The 18535-nt window shown below is 71.1% G+C and carries 19 protein-coding genes and 1 pseudogene; 7 read left to right on the top strand and 13 right to left on the bottom strand.

Annotated features, from left to right (window positions below; all coding sequences use genetic code 11):
• Positions 1 to 71 precede the first annotated feature (71 nt).
• From ACFPP6_RS01760 to ACFPP6_RS01735, 6 genes and pseudogenes are all read right to left on the bottom strand, one after another.
• Positions 72 to 908 (bottom strand): DNA glycosylase AlkZ-like family protein, encoded by an 837-nt coding sequence (locus ACFPP6_RS01760; RefSeq protein ID WP_382036774.1) that lies wholly within the window; start codon positions 906 to 908, stop codon positions 72 to 74.
• A pseudogene (locus ACFPP6_RS01755) lies at positions 908 to 1270 on the bottom strand (DNA glycosylase AlkZ-like family protein); the annotation flags it as partial. The gene ACFPP6_RS01760 and the pseudogene ACFPP6_RS01755, both read right to left, overlap by 1 nt.
• A gap of 147 nt (positions 1271 to 1417) precedes the next feature.
• Positions 1418 to 1882 (bottom strand): SRPBCC family protein, encoded by a 465-nt coding sequence (locus ACFPP6_RS01750; protein WP_382036229.1) that lies wholly within the window; start codon positions 1880 to 1882, stop codon positions 1418 to 1420.
• Entirely contained in the window at positions 1870 to 2712 is an 843-nt protein-coding gene (gene sigJ / locus ACFPP6_RS01745; protein WP_382036772.1) for an RNA polymerase sigma factor SigJ, read from the bottom strand. Before sigJ ends, ACFPP6_RS01750 begins: the two co-directional genes overlap by 13 nt.
• Positions 2713 to 2914: 202 nt before the next feature.
• Entirely contained in the window at positions 2915 to 3361 is a 447-nt protein-coding gene (locus ACFPP6_RS01740; RefSeq protein ID WP_382036226.1) for a hypothetical protein, read from the bottom strand.
• 185 nt (positions 3362 to 3546) lie between these two features.
• On the bottom strand, positions 3547 to 3999 hold the full coding sequence (locus ACFPP6_RS01735) for a VOC family protein (protein ID WP_382036224.1): 453 nt from the start codon (positions 3997 to 3999) through the stop codon (positions 3547 to 3549).
• A gap of 57 nt (positions 4000 to 4056) precedes the next feature.
• Here ACFPP6_RS01735 and ACFPP6_RS01730 point away from each other — a divergent pair, with 57 nt between their 5' ends.
• The 3 genes from ACFPP6_RS01730 to ACFPP6_RS01720 all read left to right on the top strand — a co-directional run bounded on the left by ACFPP6_RS01730 (position 4057) and on the right by ACFPP6_RS01720 (position 6040).
• The gene (locus ACFPP6_RS01730) at positions 4057 to 4659 is read left to right on the top strand and encodes a CGNR zinc finger domain-containing protein (protein WP_382036222.1); all 603 of its coding nucleotides are present in this window, start codon (positions 4057 to 4059) and stop codon (positions 4657 to 4659) included.
• A gap of 5 nt (positions 4660 to 4664) precedes the next feature.
• Positions 4665 to 5063 (top strand): SRPBCC family protein, encoded by a 399-nt coding sequence (locus ACFPP6_RS01725; protein ID WP_382036220.1) that lies wholly within the window; start codon positions 4665 to 4667, stop codon positions 5061 to 5063.
• 203 nt (positions 5064 to 5266) lie between these two features.
• Positions 5267 to 6040, top strand: coding sequence for an isocitrate lyase/PEP mutase family protein (locus ACFPP6_RS01720; protein ID WP_382036219.1), 774 nt, complete (start codon positions 5267 to 5269; stop codon positions 6038 to 6040).
• A 45-nt stretch (positions 6041 to 6085) separates the two neighbouring features.
• Here the strand turns inward: ACFPP6_RS01720 and ACFPP6_RS01715 are convergent, their stop codons facing one another.
• From ACFPP6_RS01715 to ACFPP6_RS01705, 3 genes are all read right to left on the bottom strand, one after another.
• Positions 6086 to 6976: an aminoglycoside phosphotransferase family protein gene (locus ACFPP6_RS01715; protein WP_382036216.1), complete on the bottom strand. Its 891-nt coding sequence runs from the start codon at positions 6974 to 6976 to the stop codon at positions 6086 to 6088.
• Between the two features lie 133 nt (positions 6977 to 7109).
• On the bottom strand, positions 7110 to 8651 hold the full coding sequence (locus ACFPP6_RS01710; protein ID WP_382036213.1) for a sensor histidine kinase: 1542 nt from the start codon (positions 8649 to 8651) through the stop codon (positions 7110 to 7112).
• Positions 8644 to 9330, bottom strand: a complete 687-nt coding sequence (locus ACFPP6_RS01705) for a response regulator transcription factor (protein WP_382036211.1) — start codon at positions 9328 to 9330, stop codon at positions 8644 to 8646. The genes ACFPP6_RS01710 and ACFPP6_RS01705 overlap by 8 nt, the downstream gene beginning before the upstream one ends.
• A gap of 155 nt (positions 9331 to 9485) precedes the next feature.
• On the opposite strand from ACFPP6_RS01705, the gene ACFPP6_RS01700 reads away from it, so the two are divergent.
• Positions 9486 to 9926, top strand: a complete 441-nt coding sequence (locus ACFPP6_RS01700; protein WP_382036208.1) for a PepSY domain-containing protein — start codon at positions 9486 to 9488, stop codon at positions 9924 to 9926.
• Positions 9927 to 9965: 39 nt separating this feature from the next.
• Here the strand turns inward: ACFPP6_RS01700 and ACFPP6_RS01695 are convergent, their stop codons facing one another.
• Positions 9966 to 10496 (bottom strand): RDD family protein, encoded by a 531-nt coding sequence (locus ACFPP6_RS01695; protein ID WP_382036205.1) that lies wholly within the window; start codon positions 10494 to 10496, stop codon positions 9966 to 9968.
• A gap of 101 nt (positions 10497 to 10597) precedes the next feature.
• Between ACFPP6_RS01695 and ACFPP6_RS01690 the strand changes: the two genes are divergently transcribed.
• Positions 10598 to 11059 (top strand): hypothetical protein, encoded by a 462-nt coding sequence (locus ACFPP6_RS01690; protein ID WP_382036202.1) that lies wholly within the window; start codon positions 10598 to 10600, stop codon positions 11057 to 11059.
• Between the two features lie 24 nt (positions 11060 to 11083).
• Here ACFPP6_RS01690 and ACFPP6_RS01685 read toward each other — a convergent pair whose 3' ends face one another.
• The gene (locus ACFPP6_RS01685; RefSeq protein WP_382036200.1) at positions 11084 to 12130 is read right to left on the bottom strand and encodes a DUF6461 domain-containing protein; all 1047 of its coding nucleotides are present in this window, start codon (positions 12128 to 12130) and stop codon (positions 11084 to 11086) included.
• A 198-nt stretch (positions 12131 to 12328) separates the two neighbouring features.
• On the opposite strand from ACFPP6_RS01685, the gene ACFPP6_RS01680 reads away from it, so the two are divergent.
• Complete coding sequence (locus ACFPP6_RS01680) at positions 12329 to 12760, top strand: cupin domain-containing protein (protein WP_382036197.1); 432 nt, start codon at positions 12329 to 12331, stop codon at positions 12758 to 12760.
• A gap of 35 nt (positions 12761 to 12795) precedes the next feature.
• On the opposite strand, the gene ACFPP6_RS01675 is transcribed toward ACFPP6_RS01680, so the two are convergent.
• Positions 12796 to 13842, bottom strand: coding sequence for a magnesium and cobalt transport protein CorA (locus ACFPP6_RS01675; RefSeq protein WP_382036194.1), 1047 nt, complete (start codon positions 13840 to 13842; stop codon positions 12796 to 12798).
• Between the two features lie 415 nt (positions 13843 to 14257).
• Between ACFPP6_RS01675 and ACFPP6_RS01670 the strand changes: the two genes are divergently transcribed.
• Positions 14258 to 16831: a DUF4332 domain-containing protein gene (locus ACFPP6_RS01670; protein WP_382036191.1), complete on the top strand. Its 2574-nt coding sequence runs from the start codon at positions 14258 to 14260 to the stop codon at positions 16829 to 16831.
• Positions 16832 to 16852: 21 nt separating this feature from the next.
• On the opposite strand, the gene ACFPP6_RS01665 is transcribed toward ACFPP6_RS01670, so the two are convergent.
• Positions 16853 to 18490: a carboxylesterase/lipase family protein gene (locus tag ACFPP6_RS01665; RefSeq protein WP_382036188.1), complete on the bottom strand. Its 1638-nt coding sequence runs from the start codon at positions 18488 to 18490 to the stop codon at positions 16853 to 16855.
• Between the last annotated feature and the right edge of the window lie 45 nt (positions 18491 to 18535).

The following is an 18535-nucleotide window of genomic DNA, read 5'->3' as shown; positions in this document are numbered from 1 at the left end:
GCGGAGCATCGTGCCAGCCACGTCTGACATCGGAACGGTCGGACGACCACTGCCGTTTCCCGTCCGGCGGGTCAGCTCGCGAGTCGGCGTTCGAGGGGAGTGCGGTAGCAGGGGGTGACTCGGGTGCCGTCCAGGAAGGTGGTCAGGCGCTGGATCTCGGTGGTGATGAGCGCGCGGGCGTGGCTGCCGGGGTCGGTGAGGAGGTGGTGGTTGATGTGGCCGTCGGGGTGCTGGGCCCAGGCGCCGATGATGCGGCCGTCGGCCCAGATGGTGGGGCCGATGTTGCCGTTGCGGTCGAACAGGGCCGCCGTGCGGGCCGGGTCGAGGTACCAGTCGCGGTGGCGCCAGCCCAAGGGGGTGGGGTCGAGACCGGGCAGCAGTGCCACCCACGGCTCCGGCTCCGGCTCCCCCTCGGCTACGGGCTGGTTGTCCTCGGGGAGGAGGTAGCCGGTGCCTTCGTCGAGTTCGACGGCTTCGGCGCCGGTGGCGGCAATCGCCTTGCGGGTGTCGGTCAGGGTCCAGCCCGTCCACCACTTCACATCCGCCGCCGTGACCGGGCCGAACGCGGCGAGGTAGTGACGGGCGAGCGCGGCCTTGGCTTCGGGGGCCGGCACGGTGGGGAGGGGTTCGGCGGGGGCCCAGCGGAACTGGGCGGAGGTCCACGAGCCCGCGGGGCGGGTGCGGTGGATGCAGCCGTCGGCGGCGAGGGCGCCCAGGATGGGGGCGGTGACGCGCTGGCGCGTCTCGTACGACTTGCCGGGGTTGAGGGCGTAGTACCGGGGTTGAGGGCGTAGTACTCGCGCAGGTCGGGGATATCGGCGGCCAGCTCGGCCGCGGTGGCCCCGCCGCGGGCGGTCAGGGCGCCGAGGGTGGCCTTCTCCACGGCCGCGTAGCGGGCGGTGGTCCAGCCGAGGGTGGTGCGCAGGTGCTCCACGGCGTCGCCGCGGTTGCGGTGGGCGTCCTTCACGGTGGCGGCGTGGAGGGTGGGCGCGAGGTGGCGGGGAGTGACGAACATGGTGCGGCGCATGCACCGGATGCGGGCGAGCGGAGGCGCGGCGTCGTAGAGGGCGTGGTCGATGGCCGCGGCGGTGGGGGCGGCCGTACGGGCGGCGGCGGAGAGGAAGACGGTGGCCGGGTCGGTGGCATGCAGGCCTATGAGGGCCCCGGCCACCTCCTGCGCCGCGGCGGCCCGGTGGGCGGGGGCGAGCAGGTGCCGTCCGGCGAGCCGGGCGCGGCGTTCAGCAGGGGTGATACGGCGCAGAGCGGTCATCGTGCGGAGGCTTCCAGGCTCACCGCTCCCGCTTCTGTACGACGCCGATGCGCACGCTCGTCCGCACCAGCCACCAGGCGCCCCACTTCGCCCCTCCCCGGCCCCCACCCAGGCAATCCACCTACGTTACAGATGTACCGTAATCCGTTACACCCGGCGCCCACTGGCCCGTCCGGCCAGCGCAGCATCCGCAGCGGCGAGGATGTTCCCGAACGTGCGGGTGATGATCGGCCGCGCGAAGCGACGGGTGAGGAAGGTCCCGATCAGCGGGACGGGGATCTCGGCGCGCGTGGTCCAGCGGACGTGGGTGCCGCGGTCGGTCTCGGTGAACGTCATGCTGCCGACGTCGTGCCGGGCCGGCGGCAGGCTGCGCTCGACGACGTACTCGGTGGCGAACGGCGGGTCGTAGTGCGTGATGCGCTCGCGAAACCAGCCGATCAGCCACAGGTGATTGCGCACCGCGCCGAGGCCGTACGGCGCGGTCTCGCCGCGCCGGGTCAGGCGGCAGCGCAGCACCAGGGGCGAGGACGTGTAGTTCGTGGTCGTGGTGAGCCAGGCGAAGACGTCGTCGATCGGGGCGTCGATGGTGCGCTCGACGATCATGGTTTCCATGGCTGGCGTTCTCCCCTGTTGAGTGGGTGCACCGCATCGGCGCGGTGCATCTTGTCCGGGTTGCGCATGACGTAGAGGCCGGTGATCCGTCCGTCGTGGATCTCGAAGGCGAGCAGCCAGTCGAGTTCGCCGCCGGTGAGCGAGCGCGCCGCGGGCATGCCGTTGTAGGTGGCGTGCTCGATACGGGTGGTCGCCGTGACGCTGGTGCGGGCCACGCCGAGGACGTACCGCGCGACCTCGGCGCGGCCCGTGATCGGGTGGCGGGCGGCGGACACCTTCCCGCCGCCGTCGGAGACCTGCACGACGTCGGGTGCCAGCAGGTCCATCAGTGCCTGGACCTCGCCGGTCGTCGTCGCGAGCAGGAACCGCTGGACGATCTCCCGGGTGGCTTCGGAGTCGGGCTCGAAGCGGCGGCGCCGGGCGTGGACGTGCCGGCGTGCGCGGTGGGCGATCTGCCGGACGGTGACCTCGGTCTTCCCGATCGAGGCGGCGATCTCGCCGTGGGTGTAGCCGAACACGTCGTGCAGCACGAACACCGCACGCTCGGCCGGGTTCAGCGTCTCCAGGACGAGCATCATGGCCATCGACACCGACTCGTTGAGGATCACGTCCTCGCTCAGCTCGGGTGCGGTGCGGATCGGCTCGGGCAGCCACGTGCCGACGTACTCCTCGCGCCGCGCCTTGACGGCACGCAGGTGGTTGAGGGACTGCCGGGTCACCACACGGACCAGGTAGGCGCGCGGATGCTCGACCGTGGCCGGGTCGACCGCGCTCCATCGCAGGTAGCTCTCCTGCAGCACGTCCTCGGCATCGGTGGCGCTGCCCAGCATCTCGTAGGCGATGGTGAACAGCAGCGCGCGGTGCTCGGTGAAGGCGTCCACGACGAACCGGCTCCTTTCTTTCGGGCACCCATCGAGACACACCGCACCGGAAAACCGTGACAGTCCCTGACTGTGAATCACTTCACAGTCAGGGGCTCGGCCGGGCTCGGGGCGCCGGAGGTTCGCCGACAGGGCGCCGACGCGCCCGCCCCTACCTCCGGCGTCGGTAGTAGTGAACCGTGACCGCACCCAGCAGCGGACCCCACAGCAGCAGCGGCGCATAGGCGATGTTGAGGAGCCAGGTGCCCCAGGCGGAAGCGGCCATCTCCGCGTGGAACGTCGTGTACACGAACGCCACGCCGTAGACCGTCGTCGCCACCGTGCCGAGTCCCGCCAGGACGGTGACCGGCAGGACGGGGACCGGGCGCCCGCGCAGATACGGGATCCAGCGCGGCCAGACCTCGCCCCAGCCCTGCACGAGACCAAAGGCGAGGAACGCGAAGAGCTCCGAGACCAGACTGAGGACGACGAGCCAGAGCGACCCCCAGCCGGGGACACCCATCTGGTCGTACTCCGACTGCGCGAGCCCCACCGGGATGCCCACGACGATGGCCAGGCGCCACAACGCCGACGGGACATTGGTCAACGCGGCTCCCATGGCGGCGCGCTCCGCCCAAGCCGGCACACCCGGCAGCACATTCACTCTCGGCATGTGATCCACACTGGTCGCGAAGCCGCCGCCACGCGTCGCTCCGCGGTCCTGGCCCTCTCCGCCGCACGGCGGAGGTGCGCGTACGACCGCGGTGCGCGGCTACGCCCCTACGTCCCTACGTCCCTACGTCCCTACGCCGCGCAGAATTCGTTGCCCTCCGGGTCCTGCATCACCCACCAGTGCCCGGCCGGGCCCTGGTTCACCTCGCGGATACGGGTCGCCCCCAGCCCTTCCAGCCGGGGCACCAGTTCGTCGAGGCCGCCGGGCTCGCTGTGCACGTCGAGGTGCAGGCGGTTCTTGCCGGACTTGCCCTCGGGCACGTCCTGGAAGAGCAGCCGCCGGCCGCGGCCGACGCCGCTCGTCTCGTCGAACGGGTCCTCGGGGTGGCGGATCGCGGCGTACCCGCGGAAGATCTTGCGGCCGCGGTGCTCGACGACCGCCTCCTCACCGATGTGACCGGCGGACAGCAGCTGCTCGACGAGCCTGCTGGGGTCTTCCACCTCGTACTCCAGGGCCGCGGCCCAGAAGTCGGCGAGGGCGGGTGCGTTCGTGCTGTCGATGACCAGCTTCCAGTTCAATGCCATGCCGCCAGTGTAGCGCGTGTAACCAGTTATATCGGTTACACGCGCTACACTGGCGGCATGGACTCCCCCGCAGCCAAGGGCCTCACTCTGCGCTCCCACACCGGCGTCGCCTACCGGTTCGACCCCGGCGCCCTGTGCCTGGAACTGCTGACCACCGGCGGCCCCGGTCCGTACCGCCGCTACGAGGTCCTGCACCAGCCCGCCGACCTGGCCGCCTGGGCCGAGCGGTCGCGGCTGACGCCGACGCCCGTGCTCGACATATCCGAGGCCGAGGTGACCGGCATGCGGGAGCTGCGCGACGCGCTGTTCCGGGTGGTCATCGCCCACACGGGCGGCGAGCCCCACCCGCAGGGCGACCTGGAGACCATCAACGAGGCGGCCGCCCGCCCGTCCCTGGCCCCCGCCGTCGGGCCGACCGGCGAGCGGCAGTGGGCCGGTTCCCCCAGCGGCACACAGCTGGCGGCCACCGTCGCCCGGGACGCCGTCGAGCTGCTGACCGGCCCCTACGCGCACCGCATCCGTACCTGCGCCGCCGAGGACTGCCACCTCGTCTACGTCGACACCTCACGCCCCGGCCGGCGCCGCTGGTGCTCCATGGAGCACTGCGGCAACCGCCACAAGGTAAGGGCGCTGCGCGCCCGCCACTCCGAGGAAGGATGACCACCATGCCCACGGGACTCACCAAGGACGCCGGCTGGCAGATCGGCGTGTCCCGCACGCTGCCCCACCCCGCACCCGCCGTCTGGGACTTCATCAGCAGCCCCGAAGGGATCGCCCTCTGGCTCGGCCCCGGCGCGGCCCTCACCCCGGAGCGCGGCGCCCCCTACCGGACGGCCGCCGGAGTGACGGGCGAAGTACGCGGCTACCGGCCGGGAGACCGCATCCGCGTCACCCACGGCACCACCACGGTCCAGGTCGCCCTCACACCCGCCGCCGACGGGGCCCGGACGACCCTCCGCTTCCACCAGGAACACCTGGCGAGCGCAGACGAGCGCGAACAGCAGCGGGCCCACTGGCAGGGCATCATGGACCGGGTCGCCACAGCCCTCGACGGGCAGCAGTGACGGCGAGCTGACACTCGCCCTGGGTCGGCCACCCGCCCTGACACCGGCCGACCCACGTCACAGGTCACTGTCCCCCATCGCCCGCCGCCGCTGACCCGTCACCCGCGGCCCGTGGCCCGTCACCCGTCACCCGTCAATGGCCCATAAAACGGGCCCTCAAGTGGACCACCTCCACGCAATCCTCCGCGTCTACGGTCGTTCACATGACAGCAATCACCGGCAACGCCGCTGCCTTCCGCGGCCTGCACCACGACCGTGCCGGGCGCGGCCCGCTCATCCTGCCCGGCCCTTGGGACCCCGCCAGCGCCCGCGCCTTCGCCGCCGCCGGCTTCCGGGCCCTGGCCACGCCGAGCGCCGGCATCGCGGCCTCCCTCGGCTACGCCGACGGCAGCACCCCGGCGGACGAGATGTTCACCGCGGTCGCCCGCATCGCCCGGGCCGTCGCGGAGGACGGCGTGATGGTCTCCGCCGACATCGAGGACGGGTACGGCCTGCCGCCCGCGGAACTCGTCGAGCGGCTGCTGGAGACCGGCGCCGTCGGCTGCAACCTGGAGGACAGCGACCGCATCACCGGACGGCTCAAGGACCCGGCCGAGCAGGCCGAGTGGCTGGCGGAGGTACGTGCCGCGGCCGGCGACCGGCTCGTGATCAACGCCCGCACCGACACCTTCCTGCGAGCCGACCGAGCGGCCCCGGATGCCACGTCGGCCATCGCGCGTGCCCGCCTCTACGTCCTCGCCGGCGCCGACTGCGTGTACCCCATCCTGGCCCCCGCGGAGCTCCTCCCGGAGATCACCCGAGCCGTTCCCGCACCGGTCAACGCCATCGCCCTCTCCCACGGGCCCGCGCCTCGCGAGCTCGGCGAACTGGGCGCTGCCCGGGTCACGTTCGGCGGCGGGCTCCACCGTCGCACGATGGCCATGGTGGAGGACCTGGCCGCCGGGCTGCGGAAGACGGCGGACGTCACAGCGAACTGACCCCTCGGCCCGCCCGCGCCCCGGCCCCGGCACGTACCGCTCAGCTCAGCCCGCGAGAACCTGCTTGATCACGTAGCGGGCGTTGGCCGAGATGACCGGGTTGGTCTTCCGGTAGTACGGCAGCTGGATGACCGCCATGGACAGCGCCCAACCGCGCCCGCGCGCCCAGGTGTCGTCGTCGACGTCCACGCAGTCACGGAAGACCTGCCGGGCGGAGGACGGCAGGAGGTTCCACGCCGGGATGAGGTCGACGGCGGGATCGCCGAGCCCCGCGGCGCCGAAGTCGATCACCGCGGCCAGGCGGTCGCCGGCGCCCAGCAGGTTGCTCGGCATGAGGTCGGAATGGATCCAGCACGGTGCCTGCGGCCAGGCCGGGACGGCGAGCGCCGCGTCCCAGGCGGCGAGGATCGCGTCGGCGTCGAACGGCTCGTCCGTGCGCCGGAGCGCCTCGATCGCGTCCCGGGTCTCCGCATCCGCACCGGCCAGCGGTTCGCCCCGGTGAGCCGGAGGGCCGCCGTCGAGGCCGGCCTTGCGGATGGCGGTGACGAAGCCCGCGAGGTCGCGGGCCATCACCTCGGGCCGGGCCACCCGGCCCTCGGCCAGCACCTCGCCCTCGATCCACCGGTGGACGGACCACGCCCACGGGTAGCCCTCGGCGGGCTCCCCCAGGCCGACGGCCGTCGGGATCGGGACGGGCACCAGAGGCGCCAGCTCCCCCAGCCATCGGGCCTCCGCGTCCAGCCCTTCGGCGCCGTCCACGGTGAGCGGCAGACGGACGGTCAGCTCGTCGCCGACCCGGTAGATCGCGTTCACCGTCCCGCCGGACGCCAGACGCCGGACCGGCAGGTCCGCCCACTCGGGGAATTGGGTACGGAGCAACCGCTGGACGAGACCCGCGTCGATGTCCGCCTCATCCGCATGCATCTTGGTTGCCATGTGCCGACCGATCATCCGCTCTCGCCGTCGGGAGCGCGTTCGCCCCGCCCTGCCCTGCCGCGCATCAACCTACGCCTCCCGGGCCGATCGGCGGCAAGGCATTTATCCGAGATCGCCACGCGGTTCCGCAGCTTCAGGCAACGCCCGGGCCCGCGTCCGCCAGGGGAAGCCTGACCTCGAAGAGTGCACCGCCTTCCGGCGCCCGGCGTACGGAGATCCGTCCGCCGTGACGCCGCACGACGTCGCGGACGATGGCCAGACCCAGCCCGGCGCCGCCCTCGTCGCGGCTGCGGGCGTCGTCGAGGCGGACGAACCGTTCGAAGATGCGCTCCCGCTCGGCCGGGGGCACGCCCGCGCCGTCGTCGCCGACGGTCAGCACGACCAGGTCGCCCTCCCCGCGCAGGGCCACGGTCACGCAGGAGGTGGCGTGGCGCTGGGCGTTGTCGAGCAGGTTGGCCAGCACCCGGGTGAGCTGGGAGGCGTTGCCGCTGACGCCGTGCCTCTCCCCGGTGATCCGCACATCGGGGGTGATCCGGTCGGTTGCCGCGCGCTGGACCAGCTCGGCCCGTACCAGGCGGGCGAGGTCCACGGTGCCCGTGCCCCTGCCGGCGCTTTCACTGCTTTCAGGGTTTTCGGCGCTTTCAGCGCTTTCCCCGGCGTCGAGGCGGGCGAGCAGAAGCAGGTCCGCGGCCAGGGTCTGCAGACGCGTGACCTCTTCGAGGAGACCGTCCGCCTCGAGCAGTTCGGGGTGGGCTTGGGCCACTTCGAGCTGGGCGCGGAGGCTGGCGATGGGGTTGCGCAGCTCGTGCGAGGCATCGGCGACGAAGCTGCGTTGCCGTTCGACGGAGGTCTCCAGCGCCGCCAGGGTCTGGTTGGTGGTCGCGGCCAGGCGGGCGACTTCGTCGCGCGAGGCGGGTTCGGGTACGCGGCGGCCGAGGTCGTGGCTGGTGGTGATCTCCGCCATCCGCGCGCGGATGGCCTCGACGGGGCGCAGGGCACGGCGGGTGACCAGCCAGGTGACGGCGGCGATCACGAGGAGGAGCAGGGCCAGGCCGATGAGCATGGCCCGGGTGACGGAGGTGACGGTCTCCTGTTCGTCCTCCAGAGGGGTGGCGGCGTAGACCGTGTAGGTGCGGCCGTCGTAGGTGGTGGCGTGGACGGACGCGAAGCGGTAGTCGTGCTTCTCGCCCGGCTCGTCGCTGTCGCTGTCGCTGTCGGTGTCGGTGTTCACGGCGACGGTCTTGTGCTCGGCGCCGGTGGAGACCTGCCCCCGGGGCGGCGTCTCCTCGCTGTCGTCGCCGTCGTCGCCGTCGTCGTCATCGCGGTCCGAAGGCTTCGCCGTGGGGGCGGGGGCGGGCGCGGGATCGTAGGTGGTCAGCGGGGCCCGCCCGCGCAGGGGCTCGCTCGCGGCGAGCACCTTTCCGGCGCTGTCGACGATCTGGACGAGGTGGTCCTCGTCGTCGGGGAGGGAGACCTCGGTGAAGCGGCCGTTGAGGGCCGCCTGGGAGCCGGCCACCGCGCGGGCCCGTACCTCGGACTCCAGGGACACGCGGTCCATCAGGTCCCCGCGCAGCACGCTGATGACGGTGATCCCCGCCGCCACCAGGGCCAGGGCGACCACGACCGTGGCACCGAGGGTGGTGCGTGCCCGTACGGAGGCGAACGGCCTAAACATGGGTGCCGCCGTCGGTGGCCAGCCGGTAGCCCGCTCCCCGTACCGTGGTGATCGAGCGACGCCCGAAGGGGATGTCGAGCTTGCGGCGCAGTGTGCGGATGTAGACCTCGACGATGTTCGGGTCGCCGTCGTAGGCGAAGTCCCACACGTGCTCGAGGATTTCGGCCTTGGAGACCACCTGTCCGGCCCGCAGCGCCAGCTGTTCGAGCACCGCGAACTCCCGTGCCGTGAGGGGCACTTCCGTCTCCCCGCGCCGCACCTGCTTCGCGTCCGGGTCCACCGTCAGGTCGCCCAGGCGCAGCACCGGGGTGCCGGCGCGGGTCCGGCGGCGCAGCAGGGCGCGGATGCGGGCGACGAGCACGACGTAGGAGAACGGCTTGGTGAGGTAGTCGTCGGCGCCGGTGTCGAGGCCCTCGGCCTCGTCGTACTCCCCGTCCTTGGCGGTCAGCATGAGGATGGGTGTGTCGTCCCCGGCCGCCCGCAGGGTGGAGCAGACCCGGTAGCCGTTCATGCCGGGCAGCATGATGTCCAGGACGATCAGGTCGTACGCGGTCTCGCGGGCCCGGTGCAGGCCGTCCAGGCCGTTGTGGGCGACGTCGACGGCGAAGCCCTCGGCGCCCAGCCCGCGGGCAAGGGTGGTGGCCAGCCGTTTCTCGTCCTCCACGATCAGCAGTCGCATGCCTTCAGCGTCGCAGAGCGAACCTGAAAAGAGTTTCAGGTTCCTTCAGCGGGCGTTCAGGAACGCTTCGGCACCGTGAGGACCGCAACGACAACCGCATCGACGACCTGCCCCGCCACCGGGGCCGGGTCCTCGAAGACGAAGGGACTGCCCTTATGAAGCCGCAGCTCAAGCGCGTACTGACCGGCCGCCGCCGCATGCTCGCCGCTGTGCTGGCCGCAACCGCCCTCCTCGGCGGCGCGGGCGCCGCGACCGCCGCTTCCCTCGCGGAGGACGGCGGCGACACTCCGGCCGTGTCCTCCATCGGGGCGGACGAGCGCGAGCACCGCGCGCTCGTCAAGAGCGCGAAGGTCGACGTCAAGCAGGCCGCCGACGCCGCGCTCAAGAGCGTCTCCGGCACCGTCGTCTCCGCCGAGCTCGACGACGACCACGGCCGCACCGCCTGGGACGTCGAGATCGTCGACGCCAAGGGCACCGAGCACGACGTCACCGTCGACGCCGCATCCGGCAAGGTCACGGCCAACACCGTCGACGCGCCCGACAACGACCGCGGTGATCGCGATGACCACGACGACCACGACGACCAGGACGACTGACCGTCGCCGCCCGGTCCCGGGCGGTGCCCGGGGCCTTGATCAGCGCAGGTCCCTGCTGCGTACGTAGCGCAGGCCGCAGGCGTCCTCGTACGGGTCGCCCTCCGCGCCGATCAGGCTCCGCACCGGCTGCATCGGGAGCCAGGTCAGGCCGAGGAGCCAGCGGCCCACGGCCTGCCAGAAGCGCGGCCGCCCGGCGTCAGCGTCGCGCACCACACGGGACACCAGCAGGAACTTGCCCACCGTCGTCCGGAACACCACGGCCCCCAGCACGTGGTGGACGAAGGAAATCCCGAACACGCACCCGGCCACGTAGGCCCAGAAGACACCGACGCTCTTGTCGTCCGCGAGCTGCAGGGCGAGGCCGAGACCGCCGACGACCGTGATGGTGCCGTCGACCGCCGCGGCGAGCATGCGGCGCTCGTCCCCGATCGCCTCGGGGACCACGGGCTGCGGGGTCGGGTTCGCGTTCGGGTTCGGGTATTGAGGCGGGTACGCGTAGGGGAGCGGGTGCTGCTGCTGGTTCGGGTGGTGCTGGTACGGGTGCTGCTGCTGGTGCTGATAGTCGATCACGGGAGGTCATCCTGCCTGATGACTGTCACAGCTCATTCTCAGGTTGATACCCGACCGGAACCGAACAGGCTCGAACGCGCAAGCGCGGCTACCATCTGCGGATGGCTCGCAAGGGGAAGACCGCACGGCGTCTCGTGGTCGGCGGGGCGACGTGTATGTGGTCGATCGGCCACACCCACCACGTGCTGGGCGGCGGCCGGTACGAGGACTGCTGCGAAACCCTCGTCATCCGCCTGTTCAAAGCGAGCGGCCCTCTCCGCGTCTCCTTCACAACAGGCCCCGGCAAACTCGTCCCGGACGGCCGCTACATGCCGTCCGGGGTGGTCGGCACCACCGACGGCAGGACGCTGAACCTCAACGAGCCGGGGACCGTCAGGGCGCTGCTGGACGAGGCGCTGAGCCGGGGATGGCGTCCCGACGACCCTCCGGTCGAAGAGATGGACGGCTGGAGCCTCTTCGACGTCGTAGCCGCCCGCCGCGGCGCGGCCCCGCGCGAGCAGCCTGCGGCGGCCGAGCCCGGTAACGGCAACGGCGGCAGCAGCAGCACCGGCACCGGCCTGTGACACCAGCGGGGCCCGGCAGCAGCCCTACCCTCGCGCGGCCGCCCTCATCAAGGACGTCAGCAACCAGTAGCGCTCCGCACTGCTGCCGGGCCCCCGCATGGCATACGTCAGCAGGCTCTCGGGGCCGGGGCGGCATAGGGAATCGTCCGGCTCCCGGTCTTCGGCGGCCAGCCGCTCTTCCAGCGCCCACCACATGGCGGACCGGATGTGGAAGACATGGGACGGGAGGGTCCACGCAGGTATCGGCTCGTCCTCGTCGAGATCGTCCGGCTCGTCGCGCATCAGCGCGAACGCCTGCTCACGGTCCGCCGACTGCGCTGCGGCAAGCCGGGTACGAAGCTCCTCACGGCCGGATTCGGTTCCGTCCCCGCCCGCGAGTGCGGAGAGAGCAAGCGGGTCCTCGTCGAGGCCGGTGTGCTGCAGAGCGAGCTGGAAGGCGTACTGCCGCATGTGCGGCAGGTGGTGCGGGCCGAGATCGGCCATGTAGTGGTCGAAGGGCGGCTCGGCGAGGAGAGACGAGCCCTCGTCGCACTGGTGCAGGACCGCTTCCTTCACCGGCCGGATCGGCACGATCTGCTGAGGCCCCGTCTCCCATGCGGTGTCCAGCCGCGCGCCCGTCGCCCGGGCCACGGCGGTCATACCGACTGCCCAGGTGGAACCGGCCGGGGGGTCGAAGTCGAGGCCGTGCAGATAGCGATCCCACGCCTCCGGGCGGGCACCGCCGCGGTCATCGGGGAACAGCATGTCGAGCGAGGACTGGACCAGCCCGTCCTCGGCGAGGCTCAGGCTCGAATGCGCATTGACGTTCCAGAAGGCACTGGCCGCGCGGCCCAGCCCGGACAACGGCCGGAGCACCTCCTCCCTGGTTCCCTCGAACCCGTTGTCCTCCCAGACCACCACGGTCGATCCGCTCCGCGACACGAAGATGTACTGCAGGCCGCTGCCGGTTTCCACGCCCCTGAGGTCGGCGAACGTACAGGCCCGGGCCTCAGCGGGGTCGCCTCCGAAGCAGCGGATCACATCGGCCTCATCGGCACCGGCCACCGCGGTGACACACGCCGCCTCGCTCATGGCGAAGCGTCCGACGGTGCTGTCGTGAGCATTGGCTACGGTCATACGCCGACTATGGCCGCACCCACTGACAATCGCCCTCCTTCCTCCGACTTCCTCCGGCCTCTCCGGCCTCTCCGGCCTCTCCGGCCTCTCCGGCCACCCGCCGCCTGGCTCGAACTGATCGCAGTCTGCGGGCAGACTTGTTGTACTGCGCGCATGGAAGATCACAAGCAGTGCACGGTGGTCCGCACCGGGCAGTACGAAGGTATTCAGGGCGGCTTGTTCGGAGCGGGGATCAGCGCCCAGTCGGCAGGCGCGAAGGCGCTTTGTCTTCACCGGCTGGTGATGCCCGCCGGCACCCGGGGGCGCCCGCACCTGCACGAGGGCCACGAATCGGCCATCTTCATCCAGTCGGGTCAGGTCGAGGTGTGGCACGGCGAGGGTCTGGCCGGGCACGTGGTGCTTCACGCGGGCGACTACTTCCACATCCCCGCCGACACCCCGCACATGCCGGTGAACAGCAGTGACGAAGACATGGTGTGCCTCGTCGCGCGGACGGACCCCGACGAGCAGGAAGGCGTCCGGCTGCTGGAGCTGCCGGACTGGCTGGAGGCACGGCTCGCTCCGCTGACGGTCGGGGTCGGCTGAGACCAGGCCCACCCGCGTGCGGGGACGCGGCCGGTTCACCGCGCCCCCGCACGCGGGTGGGCGTCCCTCACCTCCGGGACCGGCGGGGCGGGGTGACTGCGGCGCCGGCGCAGCCAGACGTACAGCAGCACGCAAGGCAGCAGCAGTCCGCCGACGGTGAGGACGAGGAAGGCCGTGAAGCTGCTGATGTGCGTGACGAGCCAGTCGAAGTTCTGCCCGAAGAAGCCGACCACGAACGACAGCGGGAGGAACACCGACGCCAGGATCGTCAGCCGCTCCATCGTGGCGCTCTGCCGCAGGTTGATCTTGTTCTGTTCCACGGAGATCACCGCGATGTTGGCCTCGAGGACGGTGGCCAGCAGGTCTCGCTGGGCGGCGACCTCCTCGTTGACGAGCAGCAGGTGGTCGTGCACGTCGCGGAAGTACGGCAGGAGCCCGGCCGGCGCCTTGCCCGGCTGCAGGCGGCGGGTCACCACGGCGAGCAGCGGGTGCACCGCGCGGTAGAAGTCGGTGGCTTCGCGGCGCAGGGAGTAGATCCGCTCGGTCGGAGCGACCGCGCCCGAGAAGACGGTGGCCTCGATCTGCTCGATGTCGCGCTCCAGTTCCGCGACGACGGGCGCGTAGCCGTCCACGACCTGGTCGAGGATCGCCCACAGCGTGGAGACGCTTCCTGCCCGGAGCAGTTCGGGGCGGCGTTCCAGCCGGCTGCGGGCCCCGCTCAGCTCACTGGCGATGCCCTGCCGCACCGTGATCACGAAGTGTTCGGCGAGGAAGATGCTGATCTCGCCGGTGTCGACCTCCTCGCGCTCGTCGTCGTAGCGCGCCGTGCGCAGGATGATGAGTTCGGTGCCGTCCTCGTACTGCTCGGCCTTCGGCCGCAGGTGAAACGCCCGGGCGTCCTCGACGGCGAGCTCGTGCAGCCCGAAGCACTCGCGCACCCTGGCCAGCTCCGCAGGCCCCGGCTCGAACATGCCCAGCCAGACGAACCCGCCCTGCGCGCACCGCGCGGCCGCCTGCTCCAGCGGCATCGCGCCCTCGTGCTGCCGCCGGCCGTCACGGTAGTGGGCACAGTCGACGATCACGGCCTTCCTCCTCGCGGCCGGGGACAAAACCGGGTGTCGGGGCGGGCCCACGAGGGCTCACAACGGTTCACGAAAGGGGCCTGGGCGTGAGGACGTGCGAGCTGCGCGGTTCCGGCAGGCCTGCGCCGCCGACCGCGGTCAGCTGCTGCCGCACCCTCCCGAGGAGCCTGGCCACTGCCCTGCATATGAACCTAGCTGCCTGACGGAAGAAAAAGAGGCAGCCACACGGCCCAGTGCAAACATCTCGCCGAGAACGAGCCGACGTATGCCGCGGCAGGAGACCGGCGGCCATTCTCGCGATGCGCGTGCGCCGACATTCTTCTACGTTCAGGAACGAGAGCCACTATCGAGGTGTGGGACCGGAATGGGGAATACACCCTGGCGCTGGGCTGCGCGAATGGCAGTGCCTGCAGGCATGGCACTGCTCGTCCTGGTTACGCCCGAGAGGGCCACTGCAGCGCCGCCCCCTCCCGATGTGGCCTGTCGCACGGCTGCTGCTCATCTCGGCGCAGGCCAGCTGAAGGAAGCCGAAAAGCTCTACGTCATGGCGGCAGCCGCCGGTACGGACACGTGCGCGGTCGAAGGCCTCAAGCAGCTCTCCGCGCGGCGGGCCCGGGCCGACGAGGCGGTCACTCGTGGCCGCGAAGAATTACGTGCCGGTGAACCGGCCAGAGCCCAGAAGTCCTTCGCCCTCGCTCTGGAACTGAATGCAGGCAGCGTCGCGGCAGCGCAAGGCCGCAGCGAAGCACAGGCGCTGCGGGAGAGGGGCATCTCCGGGGCATGGGCCAAATGGGAGGCCTTCTACTCCGACTGGGTCAACCCGGTGGTCGTCAGACTGCTCATGCCGGCTGTGCTGACGCTGGCGGTGCTGCTGGCCATCAGCAGCCTGTGCTCGGGGCTCATGGTGAGAGCGGACGCCGTCAGCTGGCCCAAACGGCAGCAGCGGACGACGCTGGCACTCGGCATCGGCCTGCTGGCAGGCGGGGCGTTCCTGTTCCCCGTGTACGCGATGTTCAGGCCCTTCAGCGCGCAAGGGCACCTGGTGACAGCAGCAGCGGCGGTCATGGGGCTGGTCCTGCTGGCCGTTGCTGCGCTCCTCGTGACGGCCGGTCGACGCCACACCCAGCAGTACGGCATCACCCGTCTGGGCCGGCAGTGGAGGTGGCTGCTGCTCGCCCTCTGCACTACCGGCGCGCTGACCGCCTTGCTGTGGTGGTGGCAGACGACCCTTCACCGGCAGATCGTGGTGCTGTACGGCGGGCTGGTGGCGTTCGGCCTGCTGATCACCTCCGCCGCGGTGGGTCAGAACCGGCGTCTGCAGATCCATGCACAAGCAGGCGGCTCGGGGTCGGACGAAGCAGCCACGGACTACGTACTGGCGAGGCTGCAAAGCCTCGGTATGGAGTCGCCGCGCGATCTGCTCGCCATCCCGGCGCTGACTCCTCTGAGCAGACTCACCAGCGCGGACCTGAGCGCCCTGCCCAGTGGTCCCCTCGCCGGCGCTCTTGCCCGCGTCTTCTCCGTCTTCAGACCGGACCTGACATGGCGCGCGCGAGTGACCATCATGGACGACAACCGGGTGACCGTTGCCCTGACGCGTAACAGCCGGCATGCCGAGAGCGTCATCTTCAGCCGTCTGGATCTCGCGCTCCCGCCTCTCGAGCCCGGGGACTCGGAATTCGAGACATCACTTGTCACAGACCGCGCCCATGCCCAGTTGCTGACCGGCGCGGCGTCGTTCATCCTGCTTCACTTGAGCCAAGTGCACCCGGAACTGCGCGCCGGACTGTGCGGGGCCGAGAACTGGAAGAGCGTCACGCAGCAGGTCATCGCATGCAGCAAGTCCCTCATCGATGACCCTGCTGAACGGACCGCGCTGCTGGCGCGTGCTGTGGACGAGGATCCCGGAAACGTCCTGGCGCGTTTCGAATATGTATGGGCACTCCTCAAAGGTCTACCCCCCGATCAGTCCGGTCGGCACCAAAAGATCGCAGAGACGGTGGAGCTGCAATACCGGCGCCTGCCCGCCATCGGTACGGAGAAGGGCTGGGAGCCACTGCATATGCGTGCCCTCTACAAGATGACGGCTTTCTGGCTGAACCACTACGTGGAGAGCAACCGCACGGACACTGCTGCCCTGACCAAGGCGCAGGAACGAGCTGATCAACTCGTTGATCTGTGCGAGAACCGCGAAGCCTACGGCAAACAGCTGGAGTGGGTCGCCAGGCGCATGCTGCCCATCGCCGAAAACCTGCGACACACCGTCGACGTGACCAGACATGGCCCCTTGCCCGAAGCCTGGCTGCACCCGCACGCCAAGGTTCCGCCCTCGCCGCTCCTGGCCTACAACCAGGCATGTCTGGAATGCCTGCTGCTGATGGAACGAAATCACACCGACGCCACCAGCAATGCCATCGATGACCTGCGGTTCGCACTGGCTACCAAGGACGACCGGGACGAGGCATGGGCCGACCCGTTCTTCCGGGCGCTTCGCCCGAACGAGGACTTCCAACGCCTCATCAAGCGTCCGCCCACCAAATTCCTGGACCTGCCCGCCTTCAGCACGCACAAATCCCTCCTGGAGGAGGCCGGCATCAGCGTCGCCGACGACCTTGTCAAACGCACCGTCACGGAAGCCCAGCGAAGCGCGCTCGCTTCCTACCTCAGCACGTCCTCCGTGATCATCGACCGCTTCCGCGCCCTCGCGCTCCTCGCCGAGATCCACCCGGATCTCAACCATCCCACCATGCTCTTTCTTCTTGAGCAGAGCGATGTGAGTTCATCGGCAGCCCTCGCCGAACGTGCTCGCAGCGATCCTCGGGGCCTCCTGCGCGCTCTGCGCCGGGAAGCCGGTACCTACGCCGTGCACCACTTGCCCGGTGTGAGGCGACCCTACGGCTGGCTGGTGAACGTAGGGCTTACACCGTTGCAGGCCAGAACAGCAGTCTGGCCGGGGCGAGATACCGACAGAGACCGACCGGTCATCTGACAGCTGTCACCCTCGTCAGCCTCAGCCGTGGTGACGGTCCCAGAAGGGGCAGTGGTGTGCCGGGCCCACAGCGAAGGGCTCCACGCCGTGTCGGCCCGGTGCCAGGGACTGGGCGAGTGGGGCCTGGCTGTGGAACGCGGGCCAGCCGGGAGCGCCGGGGTGGTTCGGGTTGCCGGTGTGTGCGAAGCGTGTCCAGTAGTCGGTCATCCGGTTCGCCAAGGCGCGCTGGCGGTCGGTGAGGGGTTGTTTCGTGAGGGGGGAGACGAAGAGGTAGGGGAGCTCGAAGCCGTGCGCGGCGCCGTAAGGGAAACCGGGTACGTCGGGCAGGCCCTCAAGGACGGGGGCGGTCCGGTCGGCGAACTCGTAGGCGTACGCGGGGACGTGCCTGGCGAGGGCCTTGTCGGCGCGCAGTGTGGTGCAGGCCCATGCGTGGTCGGTGGTCACCGCGGCCCAGGCCAGGGCGGGCGTGGGGTACGCGGAGAGCGGGTATTCCGCTTCGACGGCCCCGGCCGCGCCGCCGAAGGAGTTCCGCAGGCGGGCCCGGTAGTCCCGGGCGCCGCGAAGGGGGTACTGGCCGAGGGTGAAGCCGAGGAACATGCGCATCTCGTCGCGGTTGGCGCCCTGCATCACCGGCACGCGGTGGAAGCGACCGGCCTCCAGGGCGCGCGCCGGTTCCGTGGGCAGGAGGGGGTTGCCGTACGCGGGTCTGTTGAAGACCGCGTTCAGCTCGGGCGTGACGAGTGTGGCGGCGCTCAGGCCACGCAGGCAGTCCAGCGCACCCGCACCGCCCTGCGGGCAGCCGAGACGGGCGGCTGCGGCCGCGCCCTCGTCGCGGAGGCTGCGCTGGGAGACGAAGGGCCGGTAGGCGGGGAGGCTCGGGATGAGGGCGCCGGGCGGGTACGCGGTCATGCAGGAGCCGCTCTGCAGGACGGCCTTGTCGAAGAGGCCGGTGGCGGTCGGCGAGACCAGCTGGGCGCAGGTGCTGAGCCCGCCGGCCGACACCCCGAAGAGGGTCACGTTGCCCGGGTCCCCGCCGAAGCGGGCCGCGTTGGCCCGGACCCAGCGCAGGGCCGCCTGCTGGTCGGCCAGGCCGAACGGAGGAGCGTCCTTCAGCTCCGGGTGGCCGAAGAACCCGAGCGTTCCGAGCCGGTAGTTGACGGTGACGACGACGGCACCGCCCCGTACCGCCAGCCGCTCGGCGTGGTGGGTGCTGCCCGTACCGTAGGTGAACCCGCCGCCGTGCAGCCACACCATGACGGGCCGCCCACGGGCGGGTCCGGGGCCCGTGGGTGCGGTGACGTTGAGGTGCAGGCAGTCCTCCGAGCCTGTGGGGGCTCCACCGCCGAACACCGGCGGCTGCAGGCACTGGGGTCCGGGCTCCCCCGCCTCCCGCACGCCGCGCCAGGGGCGAGCGGGTTGCGGGGGCCGCCAGCGCAGCCCGCCCGTGGGAGGCGCCGCGAAGGGGATGCCCTCGTACGTGGCGAAGCCGTCGTGCGCCCTGCCCCGTACGAGCCCGTGGCCGGTCGCGACGACAGGGCGCTCCGGCGCGCCGGCCCCGGCTCCCGGTGCTGCGGCGGCCGCGGTGACGGCGGACGACAGCATCAGGAGCACGGTGACCAGAGCGCCTCGGCGGCGGCGCGGGAACCGGGTACTCTGCATGCCGCTCTGCCCCTTCGACAACTTCAGCACCTTCCGCGCCCTTTG

This window comes from Streptomyces aureoversilis, from assembly GCF_042657885.1.
In the GTDB taxonomy this organism is placed as follows: Bacteria; Actinomycetota; Actinomycetes; order Streptomycetales; family Streptomycetaceae; genus Streptomyces; species Streptomyces aureoversilis.
The sequence above is the reverse complement of the archived record's forward strand: the minus strand, read 5'-3'. Positions and strand labels throughout refer to the sequence as shown.

Bases quoted from the DNA above. Each gene is read 5' to 3' on its own strand.
- ACFPP6_RS01750 (WP_382036229.1), bottom strand. From the start codon at position 1,882: ATGGAAACCATGATCGTCGAGCGCACCATCGACGCCCCGATCGACGAC.
- sigJ (WP_382036772.1), bottom strand. From the start codon at position 2,712: ATGCTGGGCAGCGCCACCGATGCCGAGGACGTGCTGCAGGAGAGCTAC.
- ACFPP6_RS01740 (WP_382036226.1), bottom strand. From the start codon at position 3,361: ATGGGAGCCGCGTTGACCAATGTCCCGTCGGCGTTGTGGCGCCTGGCC.
- ACFPP6_RS01735 (WP_382036224.1), bottom strand. From the start codon at position 3,999: ATGGCATTGAACTGGAAGCTGGTCATCGACAGCACGAACGCACCCGCC.
- ACFPP6_RS01730 (WP_382036222.1), top strand. From the start codon at position 4,057: ATGGACTCCCCCGCAGCCAAGGGCCTCACTCTGCGCTCCCACACCGGC.
- ACFPP6_RS01725 (WP_382036220.1), top strand. From the start codon at position 4,665: ATGCCCACGGGACTCACCAAGGACGCCGGCTGGCAGATCGGCGTGTCC.
- ACFPP6_RS01720 (WP_382036219.1), top strand. From the start codon at position 5,267: ATGACAGCAATCACCGGCAACGCCGCTGCCTTCCGCGGCCTGCACCAC.
- ACFPP6_RS01715 (WP_382036216.1), bottom strand. From the start codon at position 6,976: ATGGCAACCAAGATGCATGCGGATGAGGCGGACATCGACGCGGGTCTC.
- ACFPP6_RS01710 (WP_382036213.1), bottom strand. From the start codon at position 8,651: ATGTTTAGGCCGTTCGCCTCCGTACGGGCACGCACCACCCTCGGTGCC.
- ACFPP6_RS01705 (WP_382036211.1), bottom strand. From the start codon at position 9,330: ATGCGACTGCTGATCGTGGAGGACGAGAAACGGCTGGCCACCACCCTT.
- ACFPP6_RS01700 (WP_382036208.1), top strand. From the start codon at position 9,486: ATGAAGCCGCAGCTCAAGCGCGTACTGACCGGCCGCCGCCGCATGCTC.
- ACFPP6_RS01690 (WP_382036202.1), top strand. From the start codon at position 10,598: ATGGCTCGCAAGGGGAAGACCGCACGGCGTCTCGTGGTCGGCGGGGCG.
- ACFPP6_RS01685 (WP_382036200.1), bottom strand. From the start codon at position 12,130: ATGAGCGAGGCGGCGTGTGTCACCGCGGTGGCCGGTGCCGATGAGGCC.
- ACFPP6_RS01680 (WP_382036197.1), top strand. From the start codon at position 12,329: ATGGAAGATCACAAGCAGTGCACGGTGGTCCGCACCGGGCAGTACGAA.
- ACFPP6_RS01670 (WP_382036191.1), top strand. From the start codon at position 14,258: ATGGCACTGCTCGTCCTGGTTACGCCCGAGAGGGCCACTGCAGCGCCG.
- ACFPP6_RS01665 (WP_382036188.1), bottom strand. From the start codon at position 18,490: ATGCAGAGTACCCGGTTCCCGCGCCGCCGCCGAGGCGCTCTGGTCACC.